This is a genomic window from Corynebacterium nasicanis (assembly GCF_042658165.1).
Taxonomy (GTDB): Bacteria; Actinomycetota; Actinomycetes; order Mycobacteriales; family Mycobacteriaceae; genus Corynebacterium; species Corynebacterium nasicanis.
This window is the reverse complement of sequence record NZ_JBHSQE010000003.1, coordinates 97,631-124,041: the sequence shown is the minus strand read 5'-3', so window position 1 is coordinate 124,041 and position 26,411 is coordinate 97,631. Positions and strand designations below refer to the sequence as shown.

General features: G+C 66.6%; 21 protein-coding genes. 8 read left to right on the top strand and 13 right to left on the bottom strand.

Features of this window, described 5'->3' with window-relative positions; all coding sequences use genetic code 11:
- Positions 1–42 precede the first annotated feature (42 nt).
- The 5 genes from ACFPUZ_RS05175 to ACFPUZ_RS05155 form a co-directional block, all read right to left on the bottom strand.
- Complete coding sequence (locus ACFPUZ_RS05175; protein WP_377000946.1) at positions 43–1,167, bottom strand: Glu/Leu/Phe/Val family dehydrogenase; 1,125 nt, start codon at positions 1,165–1,167, stop codon at positions 43–45.
- Between the two features lie 20 nt (positions 1,168–1,187).
- A complete protein-coding gene (gene amaB / locus ACFPUZ_RS05170) occupies positions 1,188–2,711 on the bottom strand; it encodes an L-piperidine-6-carboxylate dehydrogenase (RefSeq protein WP_377000553.1) in 1,524 nt (507 codons plus the stop codon).
- Between the two features lie 14 nt (positions 2,712–2,725).
- A complete protein-coding gene (hglS, locus tag ACFPUZ_RS05165) occupies positions 2,726–4,132 on the bottom strand; it encodes a 2-oxoadipate dioxygenase/decarboxylase (protein WP_377000551.1) in 1,407 nt (468 codons plus the stop codon).
- A gap of 14 nt (positions 4,133–4,146) precedes the next feature.
- On the bottom strand, positions 4,147–5,337 hold the full coding sequence (locus tag ACFPUZ_RS05160; RefSeq protein WP_377000549.1) for an NAD(P)/FAD-dependent oxidoreductase: 1,191 nt from the start codon (positions 5,335–5,337) through the stop codon (positions 4,147–4,149).
- 176 nt (positions 5,338–5,513) lie between these two features.
- A complete protein-coding gene (locus ACFPUZ_RS05155) occupies positions 5,514–6,206 on the bottom strand; it encodes a GntR family transcriptional regulator (RefSeq protein WP_377000547.1) in 693 nt (230 codons plus the stop codon).
- A 252-nt stretch (positions 6,207–6,458) separates the two neighbouring features.
- On the opposite strand from ACFPUZ_RS05155, the gene ACFPUZ_RS05150 reads away from it, so the two are divergent.
- Together ACFPUZ_RS05150 and ACFPUZ_RS05145 are read left to right on the top strand one after the other, a co-directional pair.
- A complete protein-coding gene (locus tag ACFPUZ_RS05150) occupies positions 6,459–7,979 on the top strand; it encodes an alanine/glycine:cation symporter family protein (protein ID WP_377000545.1) in 1,521 nt (506 codons plus the stop codon).
- A 32-nt stretch (positions 7,980–8,011) separates the two neighbouring features.
- Complete coding sequence (locus ACFPUZ_RS05145; protein WP_377000543.1) at positions 8,012–10,807, top strand: FAD-binding and (Fe-S)-binding domain-containing protein; 2,796 nt, start codon at positions 8,012–8,014, stop codon at positions 10,805–10,807.
- Here the strand turns inward: ACFPUZ_RS05145 and rraA are convergent.
- Together rraA and aceA are read right to left on the bottom strand one after the other, a co-directional pair.
- Positions 10,804–11,298, bottom strand: a complete 495-nt coding sequence (gene rraA, locus ACFPUZ_RS05140) for a ribonuclease E activity regulator RraA (RefSeq protein WP_377000541.1) — start codon at positions 11,296–11,298, stop codon at positions 10,804–10,806. The two genes, ACFPUZ_RS05145 and rraA, sit on opposite strands and share 4 nt — an antisense overlap.
- A 228-nt stretch (positions 11,299–11,526) precedes the next feature.
- On the bottom strand, positions 11,527–12,822 hold the full coding sequence (gene aceA / locus ACFPUZ_RS05135; protein WP_377000539.1) for an isocitrate lyase: 1,296 nt from the start codon (positions 12,820–12,822) through the stop codon (positions 11,527–11,529).
- A 465-nt stretch (positions 12,823–13,287) separates the two neighbouring features.
- On the opposite strand from aceA, the gene glcB reads away from it, so the two are divergent.
- Both glcB and ACFPUZ_RS05125 read left to right on the top strand, forming a co-directional pair.
- The gene (glcB, locus tag ACFPUZ_RS05130) at positions 13,288–15,486 is read left to right on the top strand and encodes a malate synthase G (RefSeq protein WP_377000537.1); all 2,199 of its coding nucleotides are present in this window, start codon (positions 13,288–13,290) and stop codon (positions 15,484–15,486) included.
- A gap of 70 nt (positions 15,487–15,556) precedes the next feature.
- Complete coding sequence (locus tag ACFPUZ_RS05125; protein ID WP_377000535.1) at positions 15,557–16,663, top strand: DUF6882 domain-containing protein; 1,107 nt, start codon at positions 15,557–15,559, stop codon at positions 16,661–16,663.
- Between the two features lie 8 nt (positions 16,664–16,671).
- Here ACFPUZ_RS05125 and ACFPUZ_RS05120 read toward each other — a convergent pair whose 3' ends face one another.
- Positions 16,672–17,679 (bottom strand): 3-hydroxyisobutyryl-CoA hydrolase, encoded by a 1,008-nt coding sequence (locus ACFPUZ_RS05120; RefSeq protein ID WP_377000533.1) that lies wholly within the window; start codon positions 17,677–17,679, stop codon positions 16,672–16,674.
- Positions 17,680–17,713: 34 nt separating this feature from the next.
- Between ACFPUZ_RS05120 and ACFPUZ_RS05115 the strand changes: the two genes are divergently transcribed.
- Entirely contained in the window at positions 17,714–18,484 is a 771-nt protein-coding gene (locus ACFPUZ_RS05115; protein ID WP_377000531.1) for an HAD family hydrolase, read from the top strand.
- Here ACFPUZ_RS05115 and ppk2 read toward each other — a convergent pair whose 3' ends face one another.
- Entirely contained in the window at positions 18,485–19,348 is an 864-nt protein-coding gene (ppk2, locus tag ACFPUZ_RS05110; RefSeq protein WP_377000529.1) for a polyphosphate kinase 2, read from the bottom strand.
- 16 nt (positions 19,349–19,364) lie between these two features.
- Positions 19,365–19,688 (bottom strand): putative quinol monooxygenase, encoded by a 324-nt coding sequence (locus ACFPUZ_RS05105; protein ID WP_377000527.1) that lies wholly within the window; start codon positions 19,686–19,688, stop codon positions 19,365–19,367.
- Between the two features lie 53 nt (positions 19,689–19,741).
- On the opposite strand from ACFPUZ_RS05105, the gene ACFPUZ_RS05100 reads away from it, so the two are divergent.
- Complete coding sequence (locus ACFPUZ_RS05100; RefSeq protein WP_377000525.1) at positions 19,742–20,206, top strand: TlpA disulfide reductase family protein; 465 nt, start codon at positions 19,742–19,744, stop codon at positions 20,204–20,206.
- Here the strand turns inward: ACFPUZ_RS05100 and ACFPUZ_RS05095 are convergent.
- Positions 20,203–22,011 (bottom strand): ABC-F family ATP-binding cassette domain-containing protein, encoded by a 1,809-nt coding sequence (locus tag ACFPUZ_RS05095; RefSeq protein ID WP_377000523.1) that lies wholly within the window; start codon positions 22,009–22,011, stop codon positions 20,203–20,205. The genes ACFPUZ_RS05100 and ACFPUZ_RS05095 overlap by 4 nt on opposite strands.
- A 94-nt stretch (positions 22,012–22,105) precedes the next feature.
- Here ACFPUZ_RS05095 and ACFPUZ_RS05090 point away from each other — a divergent pair, with 94 nt between their 5' ends.
- Together ACFPUZ_RS05090 and ACFPUZ_RS05085 are read left to right on the top strand one after the other, a co-directional pair.
- Positions 22,106–23,443 carry a hypothetical protein gene (locus ACFPUZ_RS05090; RefSeq protein WP_377000521.1) on the top strand — a complete coding sequence of 446 codons (1,338 nt, stop codon included), beginning with the start codon at positions 22,106–22,108 and terminating at the stop codon, positions 23,441–23,443.
- Between the two features lie 135 nt (positions 23,444–23,578).
- A complete protein-coding gene (locus ACFPUZ_RS05085) occupies positions 23,579–24,409 on the top strand; it encodes a hypothetical protein (protein ID WP_377000519.1) in 831 nt (276 codons plus the stop codon).
- A gap of 159 nt (positions 24,410–24,568) precedes the next feature.
- Here ACFPUZ_RS05085 and ACFPUZ_RS05080 read toward each other — a convergent pair whose 3' ends face one another.
- Positions 24,569–25,537, bottom strand: coding sequence for a 4-(cytidine 5'-diphospho)-2-C-methyl-D-erythritol kinase (locus ACFPUZ_RS05080; protein ID WP_377000517.1), 969 nt, complete (start codon positions 25,535–25,537; stop codon positions 24,569–24,571).
- Complete coding sequence (gene rsmA, locus ACFPUZ_RS05075; RefSeq protein ID WP_377000516.1) at positions 25,534–26,409, bottom strand: 16S rRNA (adenine(1518)-N(6)/adenine(1519)-N(6))-dimethyltransferase RsmA; 876 nt, start codon at positions 26,407–26,409, stop codon at positions 25,534–25,536. The genes ACFPUZ_RS05080 and rsmA overlap by 4 nt, the downstream gene beginning before the upstream one ends.
- Positions 26,410–26,411: the final 2 nt, after the last annotated feature.

The following is a 26,411-nucleotide window of genomic DNA, read 5'->3' as shown; positions in this document are numbered from 1 at the left end:
CAATAGTAGCGCTACTTTTCCGTATCGTCTAGCGGGGATGCATCACACTGAGGCGTAGCTCGGGACTCCTCCGCGCAATGCCATGGCATCCCGCACCCGCTGCTGGGCGAGATGGCGGGCCGCTTCATGGGTGTTGCGACCGCTGTGCGCCGACTCCGCGAGGACCTCGTGGGCGTTGGAGCGCAGCTTCTCCGAGACCATGGTGAAGATCTCATCGGTCGGCGGACGGAAGGGGGAGAAGCGATGCTCCATGGCGAAGGCGGCGCTCACCACTCCGCCGGCGTTGGCGATGAAGTCCGGGACCACCAGCACCCCGCGTTCATGGAGGATGTCCTGAGCGGCCGCGTCGGTCGGCAGGTTCGCACCCTCCACCACGAGAGAAGCGGTGATCCGCTGCGCGCTGTCGCCGTCGATGACGTCCTGCAGCGCGGCGGGGACGACGATCTCGGCGTCCACGAACAACTCCGTCCCGGGGTCGATGACGGTCCCGTCGGCGTGGAAGACCAGGTCATCGCCGTGTTCCTCGCGCAGTCTCAAAAGTTCGGGCACGTCGAGCCCGGCATCATCGTGCAACGCCCCGCGGGCCGTGGAGACCGCCACGACCGTGTACCCGAGATCGTGCAGCCGCGCGGCAACGGCGTGGCCCACGGCGCCGAAGCCCTGGACGGCCACCCGCGAACCGCTCAATCCCCGCAAGGTTGCCACCTCGTCGACGACCTCGGCGACACCGAACCCTGTGACGCCGAGCTTGTCGTAGGGAATGCCGTTGAGTTCATAAGGGGTGCCCACCGCGCAACCTCGGCCGAGTTCATCGTTGATGATCGCGGCATCCATCTCATTGAGGCCCATGTCGAGCCCGAAGACGTACTCCTCCGGCACCTCATTCCGCAGGCGGCGGACAAAGGAACGCAGTGCCGCCTCCTTGTGAGGTGACGCCGGATCAAACTGAATGCCGGCCTTGGCGCCGCCGTAGAAGAGGTCGACTGCGGCCCACTTCCATGTCATCACGCGTGCCAGACGGGCGATTTCGGGAACAGACACGCCCGGCTGCATGCGTGTTCCGCCCTTCCCGATCCCGCGCGCGGTGTTGTCGATGACCAGGACCCCCTTCATTCCGAGGCGGCTGTCGCTCACCGCCACGATCTTCTCGGGCCCCCACTCATCCATGAGGTCGAAAAGGTTCGTCGTCACAGGAACTTCACCCCCTGCGCCAGGGGCAGCTGGCCCGAGTAGTTGATGGTGTTGGTGGCACGGCGCATGTAGGTCTGCCAGGAGTCGGAGCCGGATTCGCGTCCGCCACCGGTCTCCTTCTCGCCTCCGAAGGCACCGCCGATCTCGGCCCCGGAAGTGCCGATGTTGACGTTGGCGATACCGCAGTCTGAACCCGCGCCCGACAGGAAGATCTCGGCTTCGGCCTGGTCGGTGGTGAAGATCGCGGAGGACAGGCCCTGCGGGACGTCGTTGTGGAGGGTGATGGCCTCGTCGAGATCCGAGTACGTCATGACGTAGAGGATCGGGGCGAACGTCTCCTCCCGCACGACCTCCGACTGGGTCGGCATACGGATGATGGTGGGTTCCATGTAGTAGGCGTCCGGCATCTCCGCGGCGAGAACTCGGTTCCCCCCGACCAGCACCTCGCCGCCCTGGGCGACGGCGGCCTCGATGGCATCCACCATGGCGCGGTACGAACCCTCGTTGATCAGCGGGCCGACGAGGACCGACTCATCGCGCGGGTCGCCGATGGTGAGGGTGCGATAGGCCGCGACGAGACGCTCCGTGAGCGTATCGACGACCGACTCGTGCACGATGAGGCGGCGCATCGTGGTGCAACGCTGCCCGGCCGTGCCGGCCGCGGCGAAGACGATTCCCCGCAGGGCGAGATCAAGATCCGCGCTCGGGGTGACGATGGCGGCGTTGTTTCCGCCCAGTTCCAGCAGGCAGCGCCCGAAACGCTGGGCCACCTGCGGGCCGATTTCCCGACCCATGCGGGTGGATCCGGTGGCCGAGACCAAGGCGACGCGGGGGTCCTCCACGAGGATGGCGCCGACGTCGCGGCCCGCCAACACGAGCTGGTGGATGTCCTCCGGCGCTCCGGACTCCGCCACGGCCCGCGCCAGCAGCTGATGCGCCCCGAGCGCGCTGAGGGCGCACATCTCCGAGGGCTTCCACACCACGGTGTCGCCGCAGACCAGCGCGAGTGCGGTGTTCCACGAGTACACCGCGACGGGGAAGTTGAACGCGGAGATGACGCCGACGACACCCAGCGGGTGCCAGGTCTCCATGAGTCGGTGCCCGGGGCGCTCGGAGGGCATGGTCTTGCCGTAGAGCATGCGGGACTGTCCGACGGCGAAGTCGCAGATGTCGATCATCTCCTGCACCTCGCCCTCCGCCTCGGACATGGACTTGCCTGCCTCCGCCTGGACGAGGATCGCGAGGTCCCGCTTGTGCTCGGTGAGCAGCTCTCCCCACCGCTTCACCACGCGGCCGCGCTCGGGGGCGGGCACGTCCCGCCACTCGAGGAATGCCTCGTGGGCGCGCGCCACCGCATCCTCGGCCTCCGCCAGCGTGGTGCGGGTGAGGGGGACCAGGGCCTCGCCGGTGAGCGGCGAGCGGGTGAGCAGTTCTCCGGACCCGTCCGGGGTGGGTACGCCGCAGGCCTCGAGGGCGGCGAGAACGCGGTCCTGCAGCTGGGTGATGGTGCTGACGGTCATGATGTGCTCCTTAATTAAGAGTTGATGGTGGCTTCGATGTGGACGGGATGGCCGAGGTCGATCTCGAGCTGATGCAGGGACGCCGCCTCCTGGCGCGCGTAGAGCTCATAGGGATCGGCGATGGGGTGCCCGATGATCTCGGAGAGTGTCTCCAGGCTGTAGTCGGTGCCCTGCTGAGCGTTGTCCCGCGTGCCTTCGTCGGTGAGGTTCGACTGGAAGATTCCGGCGGCGGATCGCGGCAGGAAGTCCTCGTAGACGATCGGGGTGGCCTTGACGACACCGTGGGCGATGAGGGAATCCAGGTCAGTGGGTGTCTCCCCCACCGCCGGCGCGCTCACGGAGTACGTGAAATAGGCCAGCCCGGCGCGCCGCAGCCCCTCCTCCGTGTCGGGCAGATTCTCCCGCCACACGAGTTCCGCGACGACGGTGCGCACTCCCCCGCCTTCTCCGGCGGCCAGCCGGCGGTCGGTCTCCGCCAGCATGTGGTCGTAGAGCTCCCGGCCCTGCGGGGTGAGAGCGATGCCGCGCTGCTCCACTTCCCCGAACCGCACGCGCAGCGAGCCTTCGCCGACGGTGCCGTCCTCGAAACGGAAGACACGCTTTTCCTCGAGAGCGCGGAAGGAGGTCTGCCGGAGGAGGATGTCCGGGCCTTCCCAGGCCGGCGGCCCCTGCACCTCGTCGATCATGGCGATGCCCCTCTCCTCCATCCGGTGATAGAGGTCATCGATATCGAGGACCCGGGGGGTCAGGTGGTTGATGTGGGTGCTGGGCACCCCGCCGATGTCGGCCGCCACGGCCGAGATCTCCTCCAGACGTCGGTACCAGGCATGGTCCACGGGTGTCTCGGTCAACTCGAAGGCGGCGGTGGCCATGTCGACGAGCCGGCGGGCGAAACGGTCCTCCAGGCCGCCGTCCCTTGACGCTCGATCGGCGAGGGCGAGGAGCGGCTCGTCGAAAAGCACCCGCGAGGAGATGAACTCCTGGAGTTCCTCCTGCAGATCGGCGGAGAAGAAGCGCGGGTCATCGGTGGTGAGCATCGAGGTGAACACGCGGAAGGGGTTACGCGCCAACTCTTCGGCGTCGACGGGGCGGAATGCGGTGGAGACGACCGGAACGGAAGACTTCGCAGCTTCCCGCAGGTCGTAGAAGCCGACCGGGAACATTCCGAAGGCGGCGAACACCCGCGCCGCCTGCGCCAGCTCCCGCGGGGAGCCGACCCGGATGGCCCCGTGCCGCTCGGCGGTGACTCGCTCAATGGAACCGAGCCGCTCCGCATCCGCGCCCTGCGCGGCCACGAAATCAGAGTTGACGGAGGTGGAGACCTCCACCAGGGTGTCGTAGGCGGGGACCTCGGTGCCGTACATGCGTGACAGTTCTGCGGCGAAGTCACGCCGCAGCTCCCATGTGGGTTGGAAAACCATGATGTGTGCCTTTCCTAGATGATGTTCACTTCACGGAGACAGGAGCCTGCCTCCGCAAAACGCTCGACGGAGAAGGGGCGGGGATCCATGAAGGACTCGCGGCCCTGGTAGATGTCGGCCAGCAGCTCCCCCGCAGCCGGGGCCTGGAGGAAGCCGTGGCCGGAAAAGCCGGTGAGGTAGTAGAAGCCGGGCAGGTCACAGGCCTCGCCGATGAGGGCGTTGTGGTCGGGCGTGTTCTCGTAGTAGCCCGCCCAGCCGGCCTGCAGATCGGGATTCTCCAGGGCGGGGGCGCATATCGACGCCGCCGCATTGAACTCCCGCAGCCACTCGTAGGAGTACTCCCGGCAGAATTCAGACTTCTCCAGATGGGAGATCCCGACGAGGAGGCCGTTGCGGAAATTATGGAAGTACATGGTGGTGGACAGGTCCAGGGTGAAGGGGACCGTCGGGTGAGGGGCGGACATCTGCCTGGTGAGGCCGATCATCCGGCGGACGGGCTCCACCGGAAGCTGCACCCCGACCATGTCGCCGATACCGGCACTCCAGGCACCTGCCGCGCAGATGACGGAGTTGGTGCGGATTCCACCCCGATTGGTGATGACCTCCGTGATGGTGTCCGCACTGCGCTGAATGTCGAGGACCTGAGTGCGTTCCAGGATGCACACTCCGAGATCGAGGCAGGCCCGGGTGTAGCCCTCCACCACCTTGGCGGGCGCCGCGTGGCCGTCATCGGGCGTGAAGGAGGCCCCGGTCAAGGAGGAGGCCTCGAGGAAGGGGTTGAGCTCCACGGCCTCCGCAGGGGTGAGGATGTGGGTGCGGATTCCCAACGCCGCCTGCGTCACGGCGGAGGAATGCAGCTGATCGAGCTCCTCGTCGGTGCGGGCCAGGAACAGGTAGCCGACGCGACTGAGTTCGATGTCGACGCCGAAGTCGCGGGAGAAGCGCCGATAGGCGTCCAGCGAGCGCTTCCCCAGGACAACATTCCCGGGATCCGAGAAATTCGCCCGGATCCCTCCCAGCGGCTTGGCGGAGGATCCGCTGCCGAGGGTGGCCTGCTCTACGACGACGATGTTCCTGACGCCGCGTGCGGCGAGGTGCCAGGCGACGCTCATGCCCATCACTCCACCGCCGATGATGACAACCTCAGCCGCCTCAGGTTGTGATGCCGAGTAGGTGAGGTCCAGTGGGACCATGATGTGAGCCACAGTCTTCCCTCCTTTCGCGAAGAAATTCTCTAACCGCTTAGCGGTTATCGATAACCATAAGTGACGCAGGGCACTTTTGCCAGAGATTCTCTGAAATCAACCCGACCCTCGCCCATCACAAAGCCCCCACCAGCAGTGCTGCTCGTGGGGGCTGCGCCCAGATTCCGGTGCTGCGCCTACTCGGCCGGCGGCACCGGCCGCGCATACTCGAGATGGCGGTCCATCACTTCGGCGGCACGTTGGACATCGCGGGAGATGATGGCGTCGGCGAGCGCCAGGTGCTCCTCGGCCGTCCGCTTCACCATGCCGGCTTCGCGCAGGTGCATGTAGAAGCCGTTGATTCGCGACTGATCCCGCAGCCGCTCGACCATGTCACTCCAGCGCCGGTTGCCCAGCAGGTCGACGATGTACATGTGGAACTGGTGATCCGCCTCCAGATACTCCGAGATCAACCCCTCCCCACCTTCGCCGAAGGCGACGATGGTCATGTCCGCCAGCCGCCGCAGTTCAGTGGCCACGGATTCAGAAAGTCGCAGGCCAGCCACCCTACGCACGGCCTCGACCTCGATGAGGCGACGCAGCTCGTAGACCTCCAGGCGGTCCTCGAGGGTCATCTCGACAACGCGGAACCCCCGGTTACGCACGAGTTCGAGCAGCCCCCTCTCGGCGAGGGTCATCATTGCCTCGCGGACGGGGCTATTGGAGATCTCCAGCGTCCGGGCGAGCGAATTGGCCGAGTACACCTCTCCCGGCTTCATCACCCCGTCCAGCAGCGCCCGCCGAATGAGGGCCTCCGCAGAATCCTTGAGGGTCCTCTTGGACAGACGCACAGTCTCCAGGTCGCCCATCGCGCGGCCTCCGTCAACCATCTCGCCCCTCCTCCCCTCACCTTGAGGTTTTCCCGGGAGTATAGCGGGTACGCCACCCGTTCCGGCAGTTACCCCTATGGCCGCGCCGCCAATTATCCAGAATTGTTTTCAACCAAACCCTGGCCTTAGCGGTTATATATAACCTATAGTGAGCCCCAGGTCACATTCCTTGGTGCTTTTCGGGCCACATCACTCGCTAACCTCGCCTTTGCCCTCGCCGCGTCCTCCACGGACGAATCAGAAGGAGCTCCCTTGAACCCCACGATCCTCGCACAGTCAGGTTCCATCGACGGAACCATCCAGAAAGTATTCGGCCCCGCCGTCGACCTCCTGGAGACCCTGGTCTTCTACTCCGTGCCCCTCGCCGGCGCCCAGATACCCCTGGTCGTTCTGTGGCTGTTCGCCGCGGGGGTGTTCCTCACCTTCTACCTCCGCGTCCGCCCCATCGGGGACGCCGTACAGACCGCCCGCGTCATCCGCGGCCAGCTCACTCGGCGCTCGGATCCGGGGGAGGTGACCTCATTCCAGGCGCTGGCCACCGAGCTCTCCGGCACCATCGGGCTCGGCAACATCGCCGGTGTCGCCGTCGCCATCTCCATCGGCGGTCCCGGAGCCGCGCTGTGGATCATCATCGCCGGCATTCTGGGCATGGCCGTCAAGCTCGCCGAGGCCACCCTCTCCCAGATGTACCGCCGCATCGACGCCAACGGCAAGGTCTCCGGCGGCCCCATGTACTACCTCAAGGACGGACTGGCCTCGATCGGACGCCCGAAGCTGGGCTCCTCCCTCGCCTTCGTCTACGCCTTCTGCTTCATGTTCGCCTCCCTGGGGGCAGGAAACATCTTCCAGTCGAACCAGCTGGCAGCCCACATCGTGGACTCCACGGGCGGCGACGCCAGCATCTTCGCCGGTCGCACGTGGATCATCGGCCTGGTGCTCGCGGTCGTCACCGGCCTGGTGATCATCGGCGGCATCAAGACCATCGCCAAGTGGACCAGCCGCATGGTCCCGGCGATGTCGAGCCTCTACGCGCTGTGCGTCATCATCATCCTCGCGGTCAACATCGAAGCCGTGCCCTCCGCCTTCGCCCTCATCGTCACCGGCGCCTTCAACCCGGAGGGTGTGTCGGGCGGCATCGTCGGCGTGGCCATCATCGGTATCCAGCGCGCGCTGTTCTCCAACGTCGCCGGCGTCGGCACCGCCGGGCTCGCGCACTCGGTGAGCAAGAACCGTCGTCCCACGGAGGAAGGACTCGTGGCGGCCTGGGAGCCGTTCATCGACTCGGTCATCGTGTGCACCATGACCGCGCTCGCCATCATCGTCACCGGCCAGTACCTCAACACCGAGGCCAATGGTGTCGTCCTCACCTCGAACGCCTTCTCCACGGTCCACGCACTGTTCCCGCTCCTGCTCTCGGTGTGCATCATCCTCTTCGCCTTCTCCACCATCCTCAGCTACTCCTACTATGGACAGAAGGCTGCGGGTTACCTGTTCAACGGCAGCCGCACCGCAGAGATGGGTTACAACGTGCTCTACCTGGTTATGGTGGTCGTCGGTGCGGCAGTGTCGCTGGAGACCGTCGTCCGCTTCTCCGACGCCATGTTCTTCCTCGTCGCCATCCCGAACCTGCTCGGCATCTATCTCCTCGCCGGGCCGCTGAAGCGGGAGGTGGAGGGCTATCGCCAGGCAGCACGCCAGGGCCTCATCCCGATCGTCGATAAGCATGAACGAGCGCCCCTGCTCGGCGAGCCCTCCGAGCAGCGCGTCCGCTGACCCCCGCCCCTGAGACCTGGAGGTAGACACGCATGACGCCCCCGTCGCGCACCACGTCCGTGCCCCGAAATCTGCGCACCGACATGCCCACCCGGGCGGCCTATTCCTCGGATGCCTCCATCTACCGGCGGGTGCCCGCCGCCGTGCAGGAACCCCGCACCGTCGACGACATCCGGGACGCGCTGGCTTTCGCGCGAGAACGCGGCTGGCCAGTGGTGGCCCGGGGCGGGGGTTCCTCTGTCGCGGGCAACGCCATCGGTGACGGGCTCATCATCGACACCTCCCGCCACTTCAATCGGATCATCAGCATCGATCCCGCGGCGCGCACGGCGGTCATCGAACCGGGCGTCGTCTGCGATCAGCTGCGCGCGGCCGCCGCCCTCCACGGGCTGACCTACGGCCCCGATCCCTCCACCCACTCCCGCTGCACCGTCGGCGGCATGGTGGCGAACAACGCCTGTGGCTCCCATTCCGTCGCCTACGGCACCGCCGCGGACAACCTCGTGGACGTCACGCTCATGCTTGCCGACGGCCGCGAGGTCCTCATCACCGAGCAGGGCTGCTCCGATCCGGACCTTCATCACGCACTCACCGCGCTGCAGGCGGAGAACGCCGAGCTCATCGCCGCCGAGCTCGGGCGTTTCCCCCGGCAGGTCTCGGGATACGGGCTGCACTATCTGGCGTCGAACATGGCCCAGGCCGTCGCCGGCAGCGAGGGCACCTTGGGCATCATCACGCGGCTCACCGTGCGGCTGGTGACCCAGCCCGCGCACACCGCGCTGGCGGTCCTCTCCTTTGACTCGGTGTTCGACGCCGCGCGCGCCGCCGTCCACGCCCGGCTCCCCGGGGTGGGCACCATCGAGGGCATGGGAGGCGATCTTCTCGACGCCCTCCGTACCCGCCACGGCCAGGAAAACGCTGGCCGGGAGCTCCCCGGGGGCACCGCCGCGGGCGGCTGGCTCTACTGCGAGACCGGGGGCGCCACCCCGGAGGAGGCGCGGGCGCTGGCCGCGGATGTCATCGCCCGCACCTCCCCCACCGACGCCGTCATCGTCGAGGATCCCGCCCGCGTCCGCGCGCTGTGGTCCATTCGGGAGGCCGCCGCCGGCCTGGTGACCCGGCTTCCCGACGGCAGCGAGGCCTGGCCCAACTGGGAGGACTCCGCCGTACCCCCCGAGCATCTGGCGGACTACCTCCGCGACCTCTACGCCCTCATGGCCCGCCACGGGCTCCGCGGCATTCCCTTCGGGCACTTCGGGGAAGGGTGCGTCCACGTGCGCATCAGTTTCGACTTCGCCACGCAGAAAGGCGTGGCCACCTTCCACCGCTTCATGGAGGAGGCCGCCACCCTCGTCAGCTCCTACGGCGGCTCCCTGTCCGGGGAACACGGCGACGGCCGCGCCCGCTCAGCGCTGCTCGGCCACATGTACTCCCCCGCCATGCGCGCCCTGTTCGAGCAGTTCAAGCTCATCTTCGACGCGGAGCGCCTCTTCAACCCGGGCGTCCTCGTGTGGGCCGACCCCGTCACCGAGGGACTGCGGATGGACGCGGGACAACGGTCCCTGGCGATCACCCCGGTCCACCGCTTCAGCGACGACGGCAGCCTCATCAACGCCGTCAACCGCTGCGTGGGCGTCTCCGCCTGCCGCTCCATGGACAACGCCATGTGCCCCACCTTCCAGCTCACCGGCGACGAGGTCCACTCGACCCGCGGACGGGCACGCATCCTCTCCGAGATGTTCCGCGGCGAAACAGTCTCCGTGTCCGACGCCGCCGACGCCCTCGACCTGTGCCTGTCGTGCAAGGCGTGCGCCTCCGAATGCCCCGTCAACGTCGACATGGCCACCCACAAGGCGGAGGTGCTGCACCACCGCTACCAGGGCAGACTCCGCCCCCGCTCCCACTACGTCATGGGGTGGCTGCCCCTGGCCGGCCATCTCCTGCACCGGATCCCGGGCCTGCCCCGGCTGCTCAACACCCTGCTCAACCTGCCGGGGATGTCCCGGCTCGTGGCGCGCATGGGAGGCCTCGACCCCGCCCGACCCCTCATCCGCTTCGCCCCTCAATCACTGCGGAAGTGGGATGCTGGCCGTGCCCGGGCCCGGGACGGCGACACCGTCGTCCTGTGGCCGGACTCCTTCAACGCCACCTTGGACACCAGCCCCGCCCGCGCCGCCGTGGAGGTCCTGGAGCGGCTCGGCTTCCAGATAATCATCCCCCGAGAGTTCGTCTGCTGCGGGTTGACCTGGCATTCCACCGGACAGCTGAACACCGCCCGGCGGGTGCTCGAACGCTCCGCCCGCGTGCTACGCCCATATCTGGACCAGGGACTCACGGTCGTCGGACTCGAGCCCTCCTGCACCGTCATGCTCTCCCACGAGGCAACGGAACTGAGCGCAGACCCCGATGTCGCGCGCCTGGCGGAACTCATCACGCCCTTCGCCGAGGTGGTCAGCCCGCGGCTCACCGAGATGAGCGCCACCCTCCCGCGCTCCCCCCTCCACGTTCTCACGCAGGTCCACTGCCATGAGCGTTCCCTCGGCCACCCCGGGATCGCCCGGGAGCTTCTCGACGCCCTCGGTATCACCGAAGAACAGATCTCCACCGGCTGCTGCGGCCTCGCCGGCAACTGGGGCTTCGAGGACGGACACGCCGACATGTCTTACCAACTCGGAGAGCGCGAACTGTTCCCCCGCGTGCGGGAGACCCAGGGAACGGTCGTCGCCGACGGATTCTCCTGCCGGACCCAGATTGAGCAGGGCACCGACACGAGGGCGAGGCACATCGCGGAAGTGCTCCGCGACATCCTCGCCGATCCTGCCTCTTAGGCCTGCACCGGCTCCTCGGTGACGACGATGCCGTCCGCATCCGCGTAGAGGATGTGCCCCGGAACGAAGTCCACGCCGCCGAAGCTCACGGTGATGTCCTTTTCACCGGCGGCATCCTTGGCGGACTTGCGCGGGTTGGTGCCCAGGGCCTTCGTGCCGAACTGCATCTCCCCGACCACCGCCGAGTCACGGATCGCACCGAGGATGACCACGCCGGCCCAGCCGTTGTCGACACCGGCCTGGGCGATCATGTCACCCATGAGAGCGGTGTGCACCGAGGAGTCACCGTCGACGACCAGCACGCCACCGTTGCCGGGGCTGTTGAGGGTCTGCTTCACCAGGCCGTTGTCCTGGAAGCACTTGATGGTGGTGATGGGGCCGCAGTACTCGGTGACGCCGCCGAAGTTCTGGAACTGGGTGTCGCAGGAGCGAACGACGTCCTCGCCGATGATGTCGACCAGGTCGGCGGTGGGGATGAAGGTGATGGTCATGGGGTTATGCCTTTCGTTGGGGGTGGGGTGGTGCGGCAGGGCCTGCCTCAGCCTCGTCGAATTCACACGGTCGAATGGAGTGCTCCGGGCAACTGCTGGGCACCGGTATCGACGGGGCGATTTCGACGGAGCGGAGCGCGGAAAGCACGAAGCGGCGTGCGCCGTGATTTCTCACGAGGCACGCCGCTTGCGTTTACACCTGGTTGAGCCGGTGGCTCAGGTCAGTTCCTAGTGGAACTGGCCCTCCTCGGTGGAGCCCTTGAGGGCGGTGGTGGAGGACTCCGGGTCAACGGTGGTGGCGATGGTGTCGAAGTAGCCGGCACCAACCTCACGCTGGTGCTTGACGGCGGTGAAGCCGCGCTCCTCGGCTGCTGCGAACTCGCGGTTCTGCAGGTCGACGAAGGCGGTCATGCCCTCGCGAGCGTAGCCGTAGGCCAGGTCGAACATGCCGTAGTTGAGGGCGTGGAAGCCGGCCAGGGTGATGAACTGGAAGGTGAAGCCCATCGCGCCCAGCTCCTTCTGGAACTTGGCGATCTCGTCGGCATCCAGGTGTGCGGACCAGTTGAAGGACGGGGAGCAGTTGTAGGACAGCAGCTGGTCCGGGAACTCCTCGTGAACGCCGTCGGCGAACTTCTTGGCGAGCTCGAGGTCCGGGGTGCCGGTCTCCATCCAGATGAGGTCAGCGTACGGAGCGTAGGACTTCGCACGGGAGATGCAGGGCTCGAGGCCGTTCTTGATCTTGTAGAAGCCCTCAGCGGTGCGCTCGCCGGTGATGAACGGCTTGTCGCGCTCGTCAACGTCGGAGGTGATGAGGGTTGCGGCCTCAGCGTCGGTACGGGCGATGACGACGGTCGGGGTGTTGGCGACGTCGGCAGCCAGGCGAGCGGAGGTCAGGGTGCGGATGTGCTGCTGGGTCGGGATGAGGACCTTGCCGCCGAGGTGGCCACACTTCTTCTCGGAAGCGAGCTGATCCTCCCAGTGGGTGCCAGCGGCGCCAGCGGCGATCATGGCCTTCTGGAGCTCGTAGACGTTGAGGGCGCCACCGAAGCCGGCCTCGCCGTCAGCGACGATCGGGAGCAGCCAATCCTCGACGGTGTCGTCGCCCTCGACGCGGGCGATCTCGTCGGCGCGCAGCAGAGCGTTGTTGATGCGGCGGACGACGTTCGGCACGGAGTTGGCCGGGTACAGGGACTGGTCCGGGTAGGTGTGGCCGGAGAGGTTGGCGTCACCGGCGACCTGCCAGCCGGAGAGGTAGACAGCCTGCAGGCCGGCGCGGGCCTGCTGGACAGCCATGTTGCCGGTGAGGGCACCGAGGGAGTTGATGTAGGAGCCGTCGCGCTTGGAGACCTTGTCCCAAAGGATCTCAGCACCGCGACGTGCGAGGGTGTGCTCCTCGATGACGTGGCCCTGGAGCTGCTCCACCTGCTCTGCGGTGTAGTCGCGGGTGATACCTTCCCAGCGGGGGTTCTCGTCCCAATCCTTCTGGATCTCAGCTGCAGTACGTGCCTGGCCGGTAGTGGTCATAGAGAGGACTCACTTTCCTGTCTTAAATCGCCGGACTTCCTGATCGGATCTCCGGCGGGGGGATGGAGGAGGATCCACCTTCGGGCGTTAAACACCGTAATCGGTGGCGTGACTCACAGAGTGCCTGGAAAAGTGCCTGCCGTCAATGGGTCGGGGGGGCCAAATTGTGTGCGGGGGTAGCGGGGGTTTTAGCTAATTTTGCAAATGCCACAAGTAAAGCCGCGTTGATGCCCGATTTACCCCCAACGCTGTGGCCTGCACAAACGAAAGGAAAACAAAAGCGCAGGTACCGGGTACCGCGTCCCGAAACTCCCCCGAATACCGCAATGAGACGCCTGCCACCGCAGGGGTAGCGCGCGGCGAAATCCGCGAAACCATTTACCCCGTGACTGGAATCACCTAGGTTAGAGGCATCGCCCAGCCGCGACTGATTCCGCATTCCCTCACCATCCAAGGAGCATTCAGATGACCCAGACTGAGCCGAAGGACTACACCGAGCGCATTGACGTTGCCGGCCTCCAGGTCGCCAAGGTCCTGCACGACTTCCTCGCCAATGACGTCCTTCCGGTCGTGGGTGTCGACGCCGACGAGTTCTGGACCGGTTTCGCACAGATCGTCAAGGATTTCACCCCGCGGAACAAGGAGCTCCTGGCCCGTCGTGACGAGCTGCAGGCGCAGCTCGACGAGCACTTCAAGGCGAACCCGGGCCAGCCCGATCCGGCCGAGCACGAGGCTTTCCTCCGCGAGATCGGCTACCTGGTCGACGCTCCGGAGGAGGGCGAGATCCGCACCCGCGGCATCGACGATGAGATCGCCGTCACCGCCGGCCCGCAGCTGGTCGTCCCGATCCTCAACGCCCGCTTCGCCCTCAACGCCGCGAACGCCCGCTGGGGTTCCCTCTACGACGCGCTCTACGGCACCAACGCCATCTCCGAGGAGGACGGCGCCGAGAAGGGCCGCGGCTACAACCCGGTCCGCGGCAAGAAGGTCATCGAGTGGGGCCGTGATTTCCTGGACAAGGCCGTCCCGCTGGAGGGCGCCTCCCACGCCGACGTCGACCGTTACTCGGTCATCGACGGCTACCTCGCCGCCCACGTCGGTGACGAGGAGTTCCGCCTGCAGGACAAGACCGCCTACCGCGGTTTCTCCGGCACCCTCGAGGATCCGGCCTCCATCCTGCTGCGCAACAACGGTCTGCACATCGAGATCCAGATCGACCCCTCCAACCAGGTGGGCAAGGACGACAAGGCCGGCGTCAAGGACATCGTCCTCGAGGCCGCCGTCTCCACCATCATGGACTTCGAGGATTCCGTCGCCGCTGTCGACGCCGAGGACAAGGTCGTCGGCTACCGCAACTGGTACGGCCTCAACACCGGTGAGCTGAGCGAGCAGGTGTTCAAGGGCGAGAAGTCCTTCACCCGTACCCTCAACCAGGACCGGGAGTTCATCGGCCGCAACGGCACCGACATCCGCCTGCACGGCCGTTCCCTGCTCTTCGTCCGCAACGTCGGTCACCTGATGCAGAACCCGGCGATCCTGATCGACGGCGAGGAGATCTTCGAGGGCATCATGGATGCCGTCATCACCGTCGTCTGCGCCATCCCGGGCCTCAACGTCCGTAACCCGCTGCGCAACTCCCGCACCGGTTCGATCTACATCGTCAAGCCGAAGCAGCACGGTCCGGAGGAGGTCGCCTTCACCAACGAGCTCTTCGGTCGCGTCGAGGACCTGCTCGGCCTGCCGCGCTACACCCTCAAGGTCGGCGTCATGGACGAGGAGCGTCGCACCTCCGTCAACCTGGACGCCTGCATCATGGCTGTCGCCGACCGCCTGGCCTTCATCAACACCGGCTTCCTCGACCGCACCGGCGATGAGATCCACACCTCCATGCAGGCCGGCCCGATGGTCCGCAAGGCCGCCATGCAGAAGGAGACCTGGAAGCAGTCCTACGAGGACTCCAACGTCGACGCCGGTCTGGCCCGCGGCCTGTCCGGCAAGTCCCAGATCGGTAAGGGCATGTGGGCCATGACCGAGCTCATGGGCGAGATGCTCGAGGCCAAGATCGGCCAGCCGCGCGAGGGTGCGAACACCGCCTGGGTTCCCTCCCCGACCGGTGCCGTTCTCCACGCCACCCACTACCACGAGGTGGATGTCTTCCAGGTCCAGGAGGAGCTCAAGGCCGCCGGCCGTCGCGACACCTTCCACGGCCTGCTCACCGTCCCGGTCTCCCCGTCGACCGACTGGACCCCGGAGGAGATCCAGGAGGAGCTGGACAACAACTGCCAGTCCATCCTGGGCTACGTCGTCCGCTGGGTCGAGCAGGGCGTCGGCTGCTCCAAGGTTCCGGACATCCACGACACCGACCTCATGGAGGACCGCGCCACCCTGCGTATCTCCTCCCAGCTGCTGTGCAACTGGCTGGTCCACGGTGTCGTCACCGAGGAGCAGGTCATGGACTCCCTCCAGCGTATGGCCGAGGTCGTCGACCGTCAGAACGAGGGCGACGCGTCCTACCTCCCGATGGCGATCGACTTCGAGCAGTCCATCGGTTTCCAGTCGGCGAAGGACCTGATCTTCAAGGGCACCGAGTCCCCGTCCGGCTACACCGAGCCGATCCTGCACGCCAAGCGTCGTGAGTTCAAGAAGAGCCAGGGCATCGTGTAAGCCCCGGCACCCTGAGAGAGCCCCGGTCACCGTTCGCGGTGGCCGGGGCCCTCCGTCTATCCTGGTGGCCATGCATCTTCCCGCCCCCACGTCCCTGGATGACCTGCGCGCCGACGGTGCCCTCCTCCAGGCCGACGTCGACGCCACGTGGGTGGGCGTCATGGGTCGGGTCGAGGGCCTCGAGTACACGGAGGACACCGCGCGGGTGCACACGCGCGGGGGTCACCGTGATCTCGCCACCACCGAGGTGGCCCGCATTATCGACGCCCAGTGGGTCTGGTCGCAGGAGTACGAGCCGGACATCCCGGAGCTGCACTCCCCCCAGCCGCCGAGCGATGAGCTGCTGCGCGCCGCCCGCACACTCCACGGCAACGTACCGGTCTTCCTCGCTCCCTTCCCCGACGGGCAGCGAGTCGTGGCGGTGGATTTCCGCCCCTCCCCAGGTCCCGTGCGCAGCGCGCTGACGTTGGGGCTGGCGCAACTGCCCGCGGATCTCGACGCCCGCCGGGCCCTGCTGTCCTTCGCCGCTGCCCGCGGCCTCGGGGTCAAGGAGACCCCGGAGACCGTGGAGTTCTCGGACGGAACCACCGTCACGCTTCACGACGCCCGCCCCGCCGCGGTGTCCGGCGGCCTGCGGATGGCCGACGTCCTGGCCGACGCCCTCTATTTTTCCGCCGAGCACCAGCTGCTCTTTGAGGGACGATTCCCGGACGGGCGGGTCTCCCTCGACATCGCCACGGGGCGCGCGACGGTGGACGGGCTCATCAACGCGGGCGCCGTCATCGTCGCCACCGTCACCGGGGACACGTGGACGTGGGGCTGGGCGGATCCGCACCTGCCGCCCTCCCCCGCCGCCAACCTGCGGCGCTTCGGGCTCGACCACGGCATCCTCGATCTGGTTCGCCCCCGGATCCCCGCCCGCGCAGAGCTGGTCGATCTGTGCAAGCCGGTCCTCGACATGTGGACCCACGCGCGCGTCCGCCTCAACGCCGAGACAGAGGCCATCGTGCTGCTCTCCGCACCGGAGCTCTCTCTTCCGGGGCCGCAGGCCCCGACGACCCAGCAGGCGGTGACGGTGACGCTGGGGACGGTGGTACCGGCGGGCGTCGATAAGCAACGGGCCCGGGCGGCCTACGCGCAGCGCCGCGGGATCAGCCTGCCACCAGCAGCACGGTAGGCGCTGGCTCACCTCAGGACGGCCCGGTACTCCTCCGGATCGTGGGGTGCGGTCCACTGTGCATCCTGGGTCTTGTCCACGAGGACCGCGCGGATGCCCTCGACGAAGTCGGGCTGGCGGCGGACGAGCTCTCCGAGGCGCTCCTCGTTATCCAGGCCCGCGCGCAGGGTGGGAGCGTCGCGGTTGGCCACGTAGAGCTCCGCGGCGGCGATTCTCGCGGAGGGCGAGCCGTTCTTCATGAGCTCCCGCACGGTGCCGACGAACTCGCGGTCGGGGTGGGCGTCGAGCGCGGCATCGATGTCGGCCCAGGACCCGGCGCCGAAGGTGGCCTCGATGTCCGGACGCCACTCCGCGATCTGCGAGGGTGCGTCGGTGCTGATCGCGTGCTCGCCGAGGGCGGCGTCGATTCCGAGCCCGATGACGTCCGCGGCGAAGTCCGCGGCGTCGTCGACGAAGTGGGTGGCCAGTCCGAGGTGGAGCATGTCGGCGGCCGTCATGCGGTAACCGGTGAGACCGATGAACGCCCCGATTGCCAGCGACGAGTGCGGCCAGCGCTGTGAGGACCAGGAGATGCCGACGTCGGTGATGTAGCCGATCGCCATCTCCGGCATCGACGCCCACGCCTTCTCGGTGGTCACGCGGTGGCTACCGTGCGAGGACACGCCCAGGCCGCCGCCCATGACGATGCCGTCCCACACCGCGATGTACGGCTTGGGGTAGGTGCCGATGAGGTTGTCCATCGCGTACTCGTCGGAGAGGAACTGGTCGACCTCCGTGTGATCGCCGGCCAGGATCCCCTCGCGCGCCGAACGGACATCGCCTCCGGCACAGAAGGCCTTCGGCGAGGTCGAGACGATGAGTACCTGGTGGATCTCGGGGTCCTCGCGCCACTGCTCGAGGGCGTCGGTGATGATGCGGATCATCTCGTGGTTGAGGCTGTTGAGCGCCTGCGGGCGATTCAGTTCGAGGACGCCGGTATGGTGGCGGACGCTGACAATCACAGGTTGTTCATTCATGTTCGACAGCCTACCGACGCGAAAGGTCACAGTAATGGAGTTCCGGATCATCGCCCTCGACATGGACGGCACGCTTCTCGACGCCGCCGGCCAGATCCCCGACTCCTTCTGGCCGGTCCTCGCGGAATTGCGCGCCCGCGGCGTCGCTGTCGCTCCCGCCTCCGGCCGCCAGCTGGCCACCCTGCAGGCCATCTTCCCCGGGGACACCTTCATCGCCGAGAACGGCACCTGCGTGTTCCATGAGGGGGAGATTGTGTCGACCACATTCCTCGACGCCGCGACCGTCCGCGCCGTCATCGACGTCGCGGGGGACGCTGACATGGACCTGGTGGTGTGCACCCCCACGGTCGCTTATCACCGCCCGGGTATTTCCCCGGAGACGGAGAAGGAGCTGGAGAAGTACTACCACTCCCGCCAGGCGACGGAGGATCTGCACGCGGTCACGGACGTCATCAAGCTGGCCGTATTCACCACGGACAACGCCGAGCAGACCGTCTACCCCGTGCTTCTCGACGCCGCCCCCGGCGCCAGCGTCGTCGTCTCCGGCGCCCACTGGGTCGACATCATGCACGCAGAGGCGGGTAAGGGCCGGGCGCTGCGGGAGCTGGCGGAGGCGATGGGCGTCGAGAAGCGGGAGACGGCCGCCTTCGGCGACTACCTCAACGACCTGGAGCTGCTGGAGGAGGCCGGCACGGCGTGGGCGATGGAGAACGCCCACCCGGACATCAAGGCGATCGCCGATCACATCGCGCCGCCGAACACGGAGGAGGGTGTGGTCACCGTCCTCCGTGGGCTGCTCGACTGACTACTTGTTCTTCTTGCGCTTGGGTTCCGTCAGCTTCGAGGCCACGTCGGGGACGTAGCGGAACTCCGCACGGGGCGGACGCTCGTAGCCGTTGTCGGACTCAGGGCGCTCCGGAATCTGCGGCAGCGGACGCTCGATCTTCTCGTAAGGGATCGTCGACAGCAGATGGTTGATCACGTTGATGCGAGAGCGCTTCTTGTCCTCGCTCTCCACCGTGTACCAGGGGGCGGAGGGGATGTCCGTGTGGATGAACATCTCGTCCTTCGCCCGCGAGTAGTCCTCCCAGCGGGTGATCGACTGCAGATCCATCGGCGAGAGCTTCCACCGGCGGAGCGGATCCTTGAGGCGGGACTGGAAACGCGCCAGCTGCTCCTCGTCCGAAACCGAGAACCAGTACTTGCGCAGCATGATGCCGTCCTCGACGAGCAGGCGCTCGAAGATGGGGGCCTGGTGCAGGAAGCGGCGGTACTCCTGCGAAGTGCAGAAGCCCATGACCCGCTCCACGCCAGCGCGGTTGTACCAGGAGCGGTCGAAGATGACGATCTCCCCGGCGGTCGGGAGCTTCTCGACGTAGCGCTGGAAGTACCACTGGCCCTGCTCGCGGGAGCTCGGGGCCGGCAGCGCCTCGATGCGCGCGGTCCGGGGGTTGAGGTACTGGGTGATGCGCTTGATGGCGGAACCCTTGCCGGCGGCGTCACGGCCCTCCATGATGATGACCACGCGCGCGCCGGTCTCGACGACCCACTGCTGCATGTCCACCAGTTCCGCCTGGAGGCGCTTGAGTTCCTTCTCGTAGGCCTTGTTGTCCAGCTTCTTCGGCTTGACGACCTTCTCAGCCTTCTCGGTGGTGTCCTTGTTGCCCATGGCTCTCAGCGTACCGTCAGCTCACCTGGAACTCGGCCATACGGTCCCAGTCCGTCTTACCTTTGATGACGGTGTTGATGATCTGCGGAGTCTCACTGAGGATCGTCGGGAAAAGCTCGGTGGCCTTCCGGAAGTGCTCGGAGTTGACGTGCGCCTCGGCGGCGTCGTCGTGGAAGGCCTCGATGAGAATGAACTCACCCGGGTCATCTGAATTCCGCGCCCAGTCAAAGAAGATGCAACCCTCTTCGGCGCGGGTGGCGGTGGTGAACTCGTCGACCAGCTCGCGGAAGGTGTCGACATACTCGGGCAGGGGGCGGAATCGCACGTTGATGAGAATCATGGGTCCCACAGTACCGACGAGTAGACTGTGATCCACTACACAAGGAGGTCGCGGTGGGAGTTGCGGAGCCCTTCGAGTTCGACGTCACGCGGTGGTTCAACTCCGAACCGCTGACCGCAGAAGCCTTGCGCGGGCGGGTGGTCCTGGTCGAGTTCTTCCAGATGCTCTGCCCCGGGTGCGTCAACCACTCCCTCCCCCAGGCGAAGCGCGTGCACCGGATGGTGAAGAGTGACCAGCTCGTGGTGCTGGGCATCCACTCCGTGTTCGAGCACCACGCGGTGACTGGACCGGAGGCACTCGAGGTGTTTCTTCACGAATTCGGGATCACCTTCCCCGTCGCCGTGGACCGCCCCGGCACCGTGCTTCCCGTGACGATGAAACGCTGGCGCCTCGAGGGCACCCCCACAACCATGCTCGTCGACCGGCGGGGCCACGTCCGTCAGACGTGGCTCGGCCAGCTCGACGATCTGGTGCTCGGAGTGTGGCTGGGGACCCTCCTGGCCGAGTCGGCGGACTAGCCTTCCAGCTGCTCGCCGACCTCGAGCCACTCCATCTCCAGCGCCTCGTGCTCCTCGCGGGCTTCACTGAGCGCAGCGTTGGCGTCGGCGATCTTGCCGTAGTCCGGGTCCGCAGCTGCGGACAATTCGCTCATCTCCTGCTCGAAGGTGGCGATCCGCTCATCGAGCTTGCCCATCTTCCGCTCCAGCGCGTTGAGCTGCTTTTTCAGCTCGCGTTGCTCCTGAGAGCTCAGGCCGGACGGCTTCTCGACGCCCCCCTGATCCCCCTCCCCCAGATCCAGCGGCCCGGCCCCGGCGGCTGCGGCCTGCTGCGCACGGACTTCCAGGTACTGCTCAATTCCGCGGGGCAGATTGGTGAGGTGACCGTCACCGAACAACGCCCAGGTGGAGTCGGCGATGCGCTCGATGAGATAGCGGTCGTGTGAGATGACGACGAGGGTGCCCGGCCAGGAGTCAAGCAGCGACTCCAGCTCCTGGAGGGTGTCGATGTCGAGGTCGTTGGTGGGCTCGTCGAGCAGCAGCACGTTCGGTTCAGCCATGAGGACGCGGGTGAGCTGCAGCCGACGCCGCTCGCCGCCGGAGAGATCGCCGACAGGGGTGCGCTGGCGCTTCGGCGAAAAGCCGAGGCGCTCGGCGAGCTGGGAGGCAGACAGTTCGCGCTTGCCCAGGTGAACATAGGTGGCGACGTCCTCGACGGCGTCGAGAAGCGTGCGCTTCGGATCGAGATCATCGAGTTCCTGCCGCAGCCAGCCCAGGCGGACCGTCTGCCCCTCGATGCGACGTCCGGCGGCGAGCGGATACTCGCCGGCGAGAGTGCGCAGGAGGGTGGTCTTGCCGGATCCGTTGACACCGACCAGGCCGATTCGCTCGCCCGGCGCGAGGCGCCACGTGAGGTGGTCGACAAGCATGCGGCCGTCCGGGGTCTCGACGCGAGCATCCTCCAGCTCAATGACCACCTTGCCCTGGCGCTGCCGGGAGAAGGCCGTGAGCTCCACGGAGTCGCGTGGGGCGGGCACGTCCGCGATGAGCGCCTCGGCGGCCTCGACGCGGTAACGGGGCTTCGAGGTACGCGCGGGGGCGCCGCGACGCAGCCACGCTAGCTCCTTCCGCGCCAGGTTCTGACGACGCTGCTCGATGGCGTCAGCCTGGCGGGCGCGCTCCGCGCGGGCGAAGATCCAGTCGTTGTAGCCACCTTCGTAGGTGTCGACCCGACCGTCGTGCACCTCCCAGGTGGAGGAGGCCACCTGGTCGAGGAACCAGCGGTCGTGGGTGACCACGACGACAGCGATCTTGCGGGCGAGCAGGTGCTCCGCCAGCCATTGGACGCCTTCGACATCGAGGTGGTTGGTCGGCTCGTCGAGAACGACGAGGTCGAGGTCGCGGACCAGGGCTGCGGCGAGGTTGACGCGACGGCGCTCTCCGCCGGAGAGGCTGCCGACCTGGGTGTCCAGACCCAGTTCCGCCACACCGATACCTCCGAGAACCTCGCGGACCAGCGCGTTCGAGGCCCACTCGTAGGTCTGCAGGCCGAGCGGCTTGACGACGACATCCGCGATGGTGTCCTGCGGATCCAGTTCTGCACGCTGGGTAACTACAGCCATGCGAAGTTCAGAGTTGTGGGAGACGCGGCCGGAGTCCGGGGGCTCGATGCCGGTGAGCACCTCCAGAAGGGTGGTCTTTCCGCCGCCATTAAGGCCGACGACGCCGATGCGGTCGCCGCTCTGCACACCGAGGCTCACGCCGTCGAGGAGAGTTTTGAGCCCCCAGGTCTTGGAGACGTTCTCGAGATTAATCAGATTCGTCATGTCAACAGGCCAGTGTAGGCGCTGGACCGGAACCGGAGGCAATCTCCCCACCCATCAGTTGCACATGATTTTCATTTGCATTACCGTTTCGCGCATGCCTCAAAGACTGCGCCCCGCCGCGCTTGCCGTCCCCGTTATCTTGACCACCCTCCTCCTCGCCGCCTGCGGTGACACCGAGACCGCACCGTCCGCGACGTCCGAAGCTTCCGCGCCGTCGAGTAGCGCGCACGTGGGGGCCTCGGCGAGCGAGCTCGCCGAGGTCGCCCACATCACCCCCCGCGTGGTCATCTCACACGACGGTGGACTCAGCGTCCTCGACACCGCGACCGGCGAGATCATCTCGGAGACCGAACGCTCCGGCTTCCTGCGGCTGAACAACTCCGGCGACGGCCGCCACGTCATGGTCACCGACGGCAACAAGTTTGTCGCCTTCGACGCTGCCCTGAAGTCCCGCCCTCACGGTGATCACGCCCACCATTACGCCGGGGACCCCGAGCTGCGCGACCTCGCCTACGAATCCGCGGACGCGGGGCACGTCACCGTGCACGATGGCCTCACCGCCCTCTTCTCCGACGGCGACGGCACCGCACTTATCGTGCCCACGGACGAGATCGCCGAGGGCTACCGCCCGGCGGACGGCGTCCTCGTGGACAGCGGCGCCCCGCACCACGGCGTGGCCGTGCCCTTCCAGGACGGCTCCGTACTCATCACCGTCGGCACGGAGGACGAGCGCACCACGATCCAGTACCGCAACGCCTCCGGAGACGTCCTGGCCGAGACCACCGACTGCCCGGGCGTCCATGGGGAGGCCACGGCGGCCGGTGGCGCTGCCGCCTTCGGCTGCACCAACGGACCGGTGGTGTTCGACGGCAGCGCGTTCCACAAGATCTCCCCACCCCCGGGTGTCGACTACCAGCGCTCCGGCAATCTCGCCGGACACCCGGACTCCCCGATCATCCTCGGAGACCACAAAGTGGACAAGGACGCCAAGAAGGAGCGCCCGACACAGATCAGCCTCATCGACACCCGCAGCAACTCGATGCGGCAGGTGGAACTCGACAGCTCCTACTGGTTCCGCTCTCTCGGTCGCGGCCCGGCCGGCGAAGCTCTGGTGCTGACCTACGACGGACACCTCAAGGTCATTGACCCTGAGTCCGGAGAGATCACCGCCGACATCCCGGCCATCTCGGCTTGGGAAGAGAAGGAGGAGTGGCAGGAGCCGGGCCCGATCCTCAAGGTGTCGGGCAACATCGCCTACCTCACCGATGCCGAGAACAAGGAGCTCGTCCTCGTGGACCTGGATACCGGCGAAGTGACCGAGCGTTTCACCCTGGACGTGACCCCAGTTGAGATCGCCGTGGTCGATGGTGTGGCAGCCGCCGATGCAGATCAGCACACCGACGGGCACGATCACGGGGCCCATAGTCACTAGATCACGCAGACGGGCGAGTCCGCAGCTGCGAACTCCCTACCCCTGGACCTGCAACAATGCCCTCCGAGACGATATGTCCGGGGGGCATGTTAGCCTGCAGGAGATCGAACGCAATTTCGACATTCAGGGGGAACATTGCTCGCCATCATCACCGACCGGACCGACACCGACCTCACCACCGACATCTCCGACTCTCACACCCAGCTCACCTGCCATAAAGCCCGCTTCATCCTCTCCACCGCCGAGTTCGAGCGCCGTGAACTCGCCCGTCGACACGGCGCTCCCACCACCGCCACCTGGCTGAAGCGCACTTTCGGCCTGTCCCGCGCCACCGCCTACGAGTATCTGGGCGTGGGGCGTAAGCTGCAGCACTTCCCACAGTTGGCGCAAGCATTTCTCGATGCAGAATTCTCCTACTCCGTCGTCCGCCTGTTGCTGCGGCACATGACAGATGAGAACGTCGAGGAGCTCATCGACCTCGCCCGGAAACATCCCCTCACGGAATTGCTCGAACTGTTCGCGGGGCAGGACCAGCCGAACTCGAAGCCGACGTCCAACAAGATCAGCATGGTCGTCGACCCGGAGTCCGGGGACATGCGGTTCTGGGGCCGCCTCGACCCAGAACGGGGCGCAGAGTTCATCGCGGCCTTGAAGGACTCTCCTTTGTCAGAGTTCATTACCTTCGACGCAGCCGAAGAGGATGTGCCGGACGATCGGGCAGAGGCGGAAGAGCTCAACGAGGAAGCCGACTTTGAGCTCGCTCGTGAAGAACCGATGCCGGGGAGTCGCTCCCGATTCAAGATTGGAATGCCCGAGACCATCTCCACCAGTTTCATGGAATTGATCAATACCGTACGAGGCCGCCCGACCAAACGGGCGCGCGTCACGGAGACGAGCTCCAGGTCTTTGTCACCCGAGGCACCAGTCACCTCGGTGGCCCGTCAGGAAGGGGCCTCCGGCACCTGATCAACGCGCTGGCCTCGTCCGAGATCATGACCCGATGTACCTCCGCTTTCGGCTAGCCGGTGGAGCGACCTACACCCCGGCCTGAGTGGGCCAGGCCAGGGTCACTCATCCAGAGGCGGGAAAAGTTGCGGAGTCCGCGGCTGCGGACTCCAGGGCAGCTCAACTGATGAGATGCGCGCCCTTGGCGGGCCCGTGGGCGACGGTTCCTGAGTAAGCGCCGTCTGCCAAAAGATCATCGAGCACGTCTCGCGCATGCAGTTCCGACCCACACAGGAAGGCGACCGTCGGCCCGGACCCGGAGACCATCGCCATGAGGGCGCCTGCCTCGAGACCAGCGCGGCGCATGCGCTCGACATCGGGGCGCAGCTGCCGGGCCGGTGCCTCGAGGTCATTGTGGAGGTGGCGCGCCACCTCTCGCGGGTTCCCCGTGAGCAGTGCCTTCGACAATCCTTCAGTGTCCATGCGGGGCTCGGGCACCCTCCCCTGCTCCCGCAGGCTGTCAAGCTCCCGGAAGACCACCGGTGTCGACAGGCCTTCCTTGAAGAAGACAAGCGCCCAATAGTAGGTCCCGCGCGAGAGCAACGGGGTCAATTGTTCTCCTCTTCCGGTACCCAGCATGGTTCCGCCTTGCAGGGTGAAGGGGACATCGGAACCAAGGTCTGCAGCCAGGTCCAGGAGAACGGCCGCCCGCAGTTTGGGAAAACGCTCAGAGAGGAAGGCATGGGCGGCTACCAGTGCGGCAGCGGCATCTGCGGATCCGCCGGCCATGCCTCCGGCGGTAGGAATTCCCTTGTGGATGCTCAGGTGCACCCGATTGGAATCTTCGAGGTTGTGGTGCCTGCGGTAGTACTCGACAAGCGCATCCACGGCCCGCCAGGCCAAGTTCGAATCGTCGCGCGGAACGGCGGCAGCGTCTAGGCCGGAGACCGACAGACCTGAAACGATGGTGCCCTGCATGACCCAGTCGGTGTCGGGGGCGATCTCCAGGGTGACGGTGTCGGAGAGATCAAGTGACTGGAAGACCGTCACCAGATCGTGGTAGCCGTCGGGCCGTAACTCCCCCACTCCCAGGTGCAGGTTAACTTTCGCGTGTGCACGGGCAGCGATGGTGCGCATGCCGCTGGTCATGCGCCGACCCCGGCGAGACGAACATAGTCGGTGACGTCGAGTTTCTCTCCGCGCAGCTGCGGATCGATGCCCGCGGTGCGGAGTGCCTCCTCGGCGGCGGCGCCGGAACCGTAGTGCCCGGACAGGGCGGCGCGGAGGGTCTTGCGGCGCTGTGCGAAAGCGGCGTCGATGACCGGCCACACCCGGGCGCGGGATTCTGCGGTGATGGGCCAGGGTTCGGTACCGGGAGCGAATCGGTCGATGCGAACCAGGCCGGACTCGATGTTGGGCGCCGGCCAGAACACGTGCTTGCCGATGGACCCGGCACGTCGGACGTCGCCGTAGAATGCGGCCTTCACGCTGGGCACGCCGTAGATCTTGGAACCGGGTCGGGCGGCCAGGCGATCGGCAACCTCTGCCTGCACCATGACCAGTACCCGGCGGATCGACGGGAAGGTCGCCAGCAGGTGAAGCAGGACCGGGACAGAGACGTTGTAGGGCAAGTTGGCCACGAGCGCGGTCGGTTCACCGAGGTCAGAGGGTTCAACCTTGAGCGCATCCTTCTGCACGACGTTCAGGCGATCGGCGTAAGCGCCTGCGCGCCAGGCAACGGTGGCGGGGAGTTCGGCGGCCAGGCGGCAATCGATCTCCACGGCGGTCACCTTCTCAACCGTGTCCAGCAGCCCGAGGGTGAGCGAGCCCAAGCCCGGTCCCACCTCCACCACATGATCTGCGGGGTCGAGCTCAGCGGCCGCGATGATCATCCGCACGGTGTTGGGGTCGTGGAGGAAGTTCTGGCCGAGCTTCTTCGTCGGGGTGACGTCGAGTTTCTCCGCCAGGGCGCGGATCTCCACGGGTCCAAGGAGCTCGGCGGGCTGATCACTGGAGGTCATGC

Excerpts from the sequence above, each read along its gene's own strand:
- ACFPUZ_RS05175 (WP_377000946.1), bottom strand. The coding sequence starts at position 1,167 with ATGGATGAGTGGGGGCCCGAGAAGATCGTGGCGGTGAGCGACAGCCGC.
- amaB (WP_377000553.1), bottom strand. The coding sequence starts at position 2,711 with ATGACCGTCAGCACCATCACCCAGCTGCAGGACCGCGTTCTCGCCGCC.
- hglS (WP_377000551.1), bottom strand. The coding sequence starts at position 4,132 with ATGGTTTTCCAACCCACATGGGAGCTGCGGCGTGACTTCGCCGCAGAA.
- ACFPUZ_RS05155 (WP_377000547.1), bottom strand. The coding sequence starts at position 6,206 with ATGGTTGACGGAGGCCGCGCGATGGGCGACCTGGAGACTGTGCGTCTG.
- ACFPUZ_RS05145 (WP_377000543.1), top strand. The coding sequence starts at position 8,012 with ATGACGCCCCCGTCGCGCACCACGTCCGTGCCCCGAAATCTGCGCACC.
- rraA (WP_377000541.1), bottom strand. The coding sequence starts at position 11,298 with ATGACCATCACCTTCATCCCCACCGCCGACCTGGTCGACATCATCGGC.
- aceA (WP_377000539.1), bottom strand. The coding sequence starts at position 12,822 with ATGACCACTACCGGCCAGGCACGTACTGCAGCTGAGATCCAGAAGGAT.
- glcB (WP_377000537.1), top strand. The coding sequence starts at position 13,288 with ATGACCCAGACTGAGCCGAAGGACTACACCGAGCGCATTGACGTTGCC.
- ACFPUZ_RS05125 (WP_377000535.1), top strand. The coding sequence starts at position 15,557 with ATGCATCTTCCCGCCCCCACGTCCCTGGATGACCTGCGCGCCGACGGT.
- ACFPUZ_RS05120 (WP_377000533.1), bottom strand. The coding sequence starts at position 17,679 with ATGAATGAACAACCTGTGATTGTCAGCGTCCGCCACCATACCGGCGTC.
- ACFPUZ_RS05115 (WP_377000531.1), top strand. The coding sequence starts at position 17,714 with ATGGAGTTCCGGATCATCGCCCTCGACATGGACGGCACGCTTCTCGAC.
- ppk2 (WP_377000529.1), bottom strand. The coding sequence starts at position 19,348 with ATGGGCAACAAGGACACCACCGAGAAGGCTGAGAAGGTCGTCAAGCCG.
- ACFPUZ_RS05105 (WP_377000527.1), bottom strand. The coding sequence starts at position 19,688 with ATGATTCTCATCAACGTGCGATTCCGCCCCCTGCCCGAGTATGTCGAC.
- ACFPUZ_RS05095 (WP_377000523.1), bottom strand. The coding sequence starts at position 22,011 with ATGACGAATCTGATTAATCTCGAGAACGTCTCCAAGACCTGGGGGCTC.
- ACFPUZ_RS05090 (WP_377000521.1), top strand. The coding sequence starts at position 22,106 with ATGCCTCAAAGACTGCGCCCCGCCGCGCTTGCCGTCCCCGTTATCTTG.
- ACFPUZ_RS05080 (WP_377000517.1), bottom strand. The coding sequence starts at position 25,537 with ATGACCAGCGGCATGCGCACCATCGCTGCCCGTGCACACGCGAAAGTT.
- rsmA (WP_377000516.1), bottom strand. The coding sequence starts at position 26,409 with ATGACCTCCAGTGATCAGCCCGCCGAGCTCCTTGGACCCGTGGAGATC.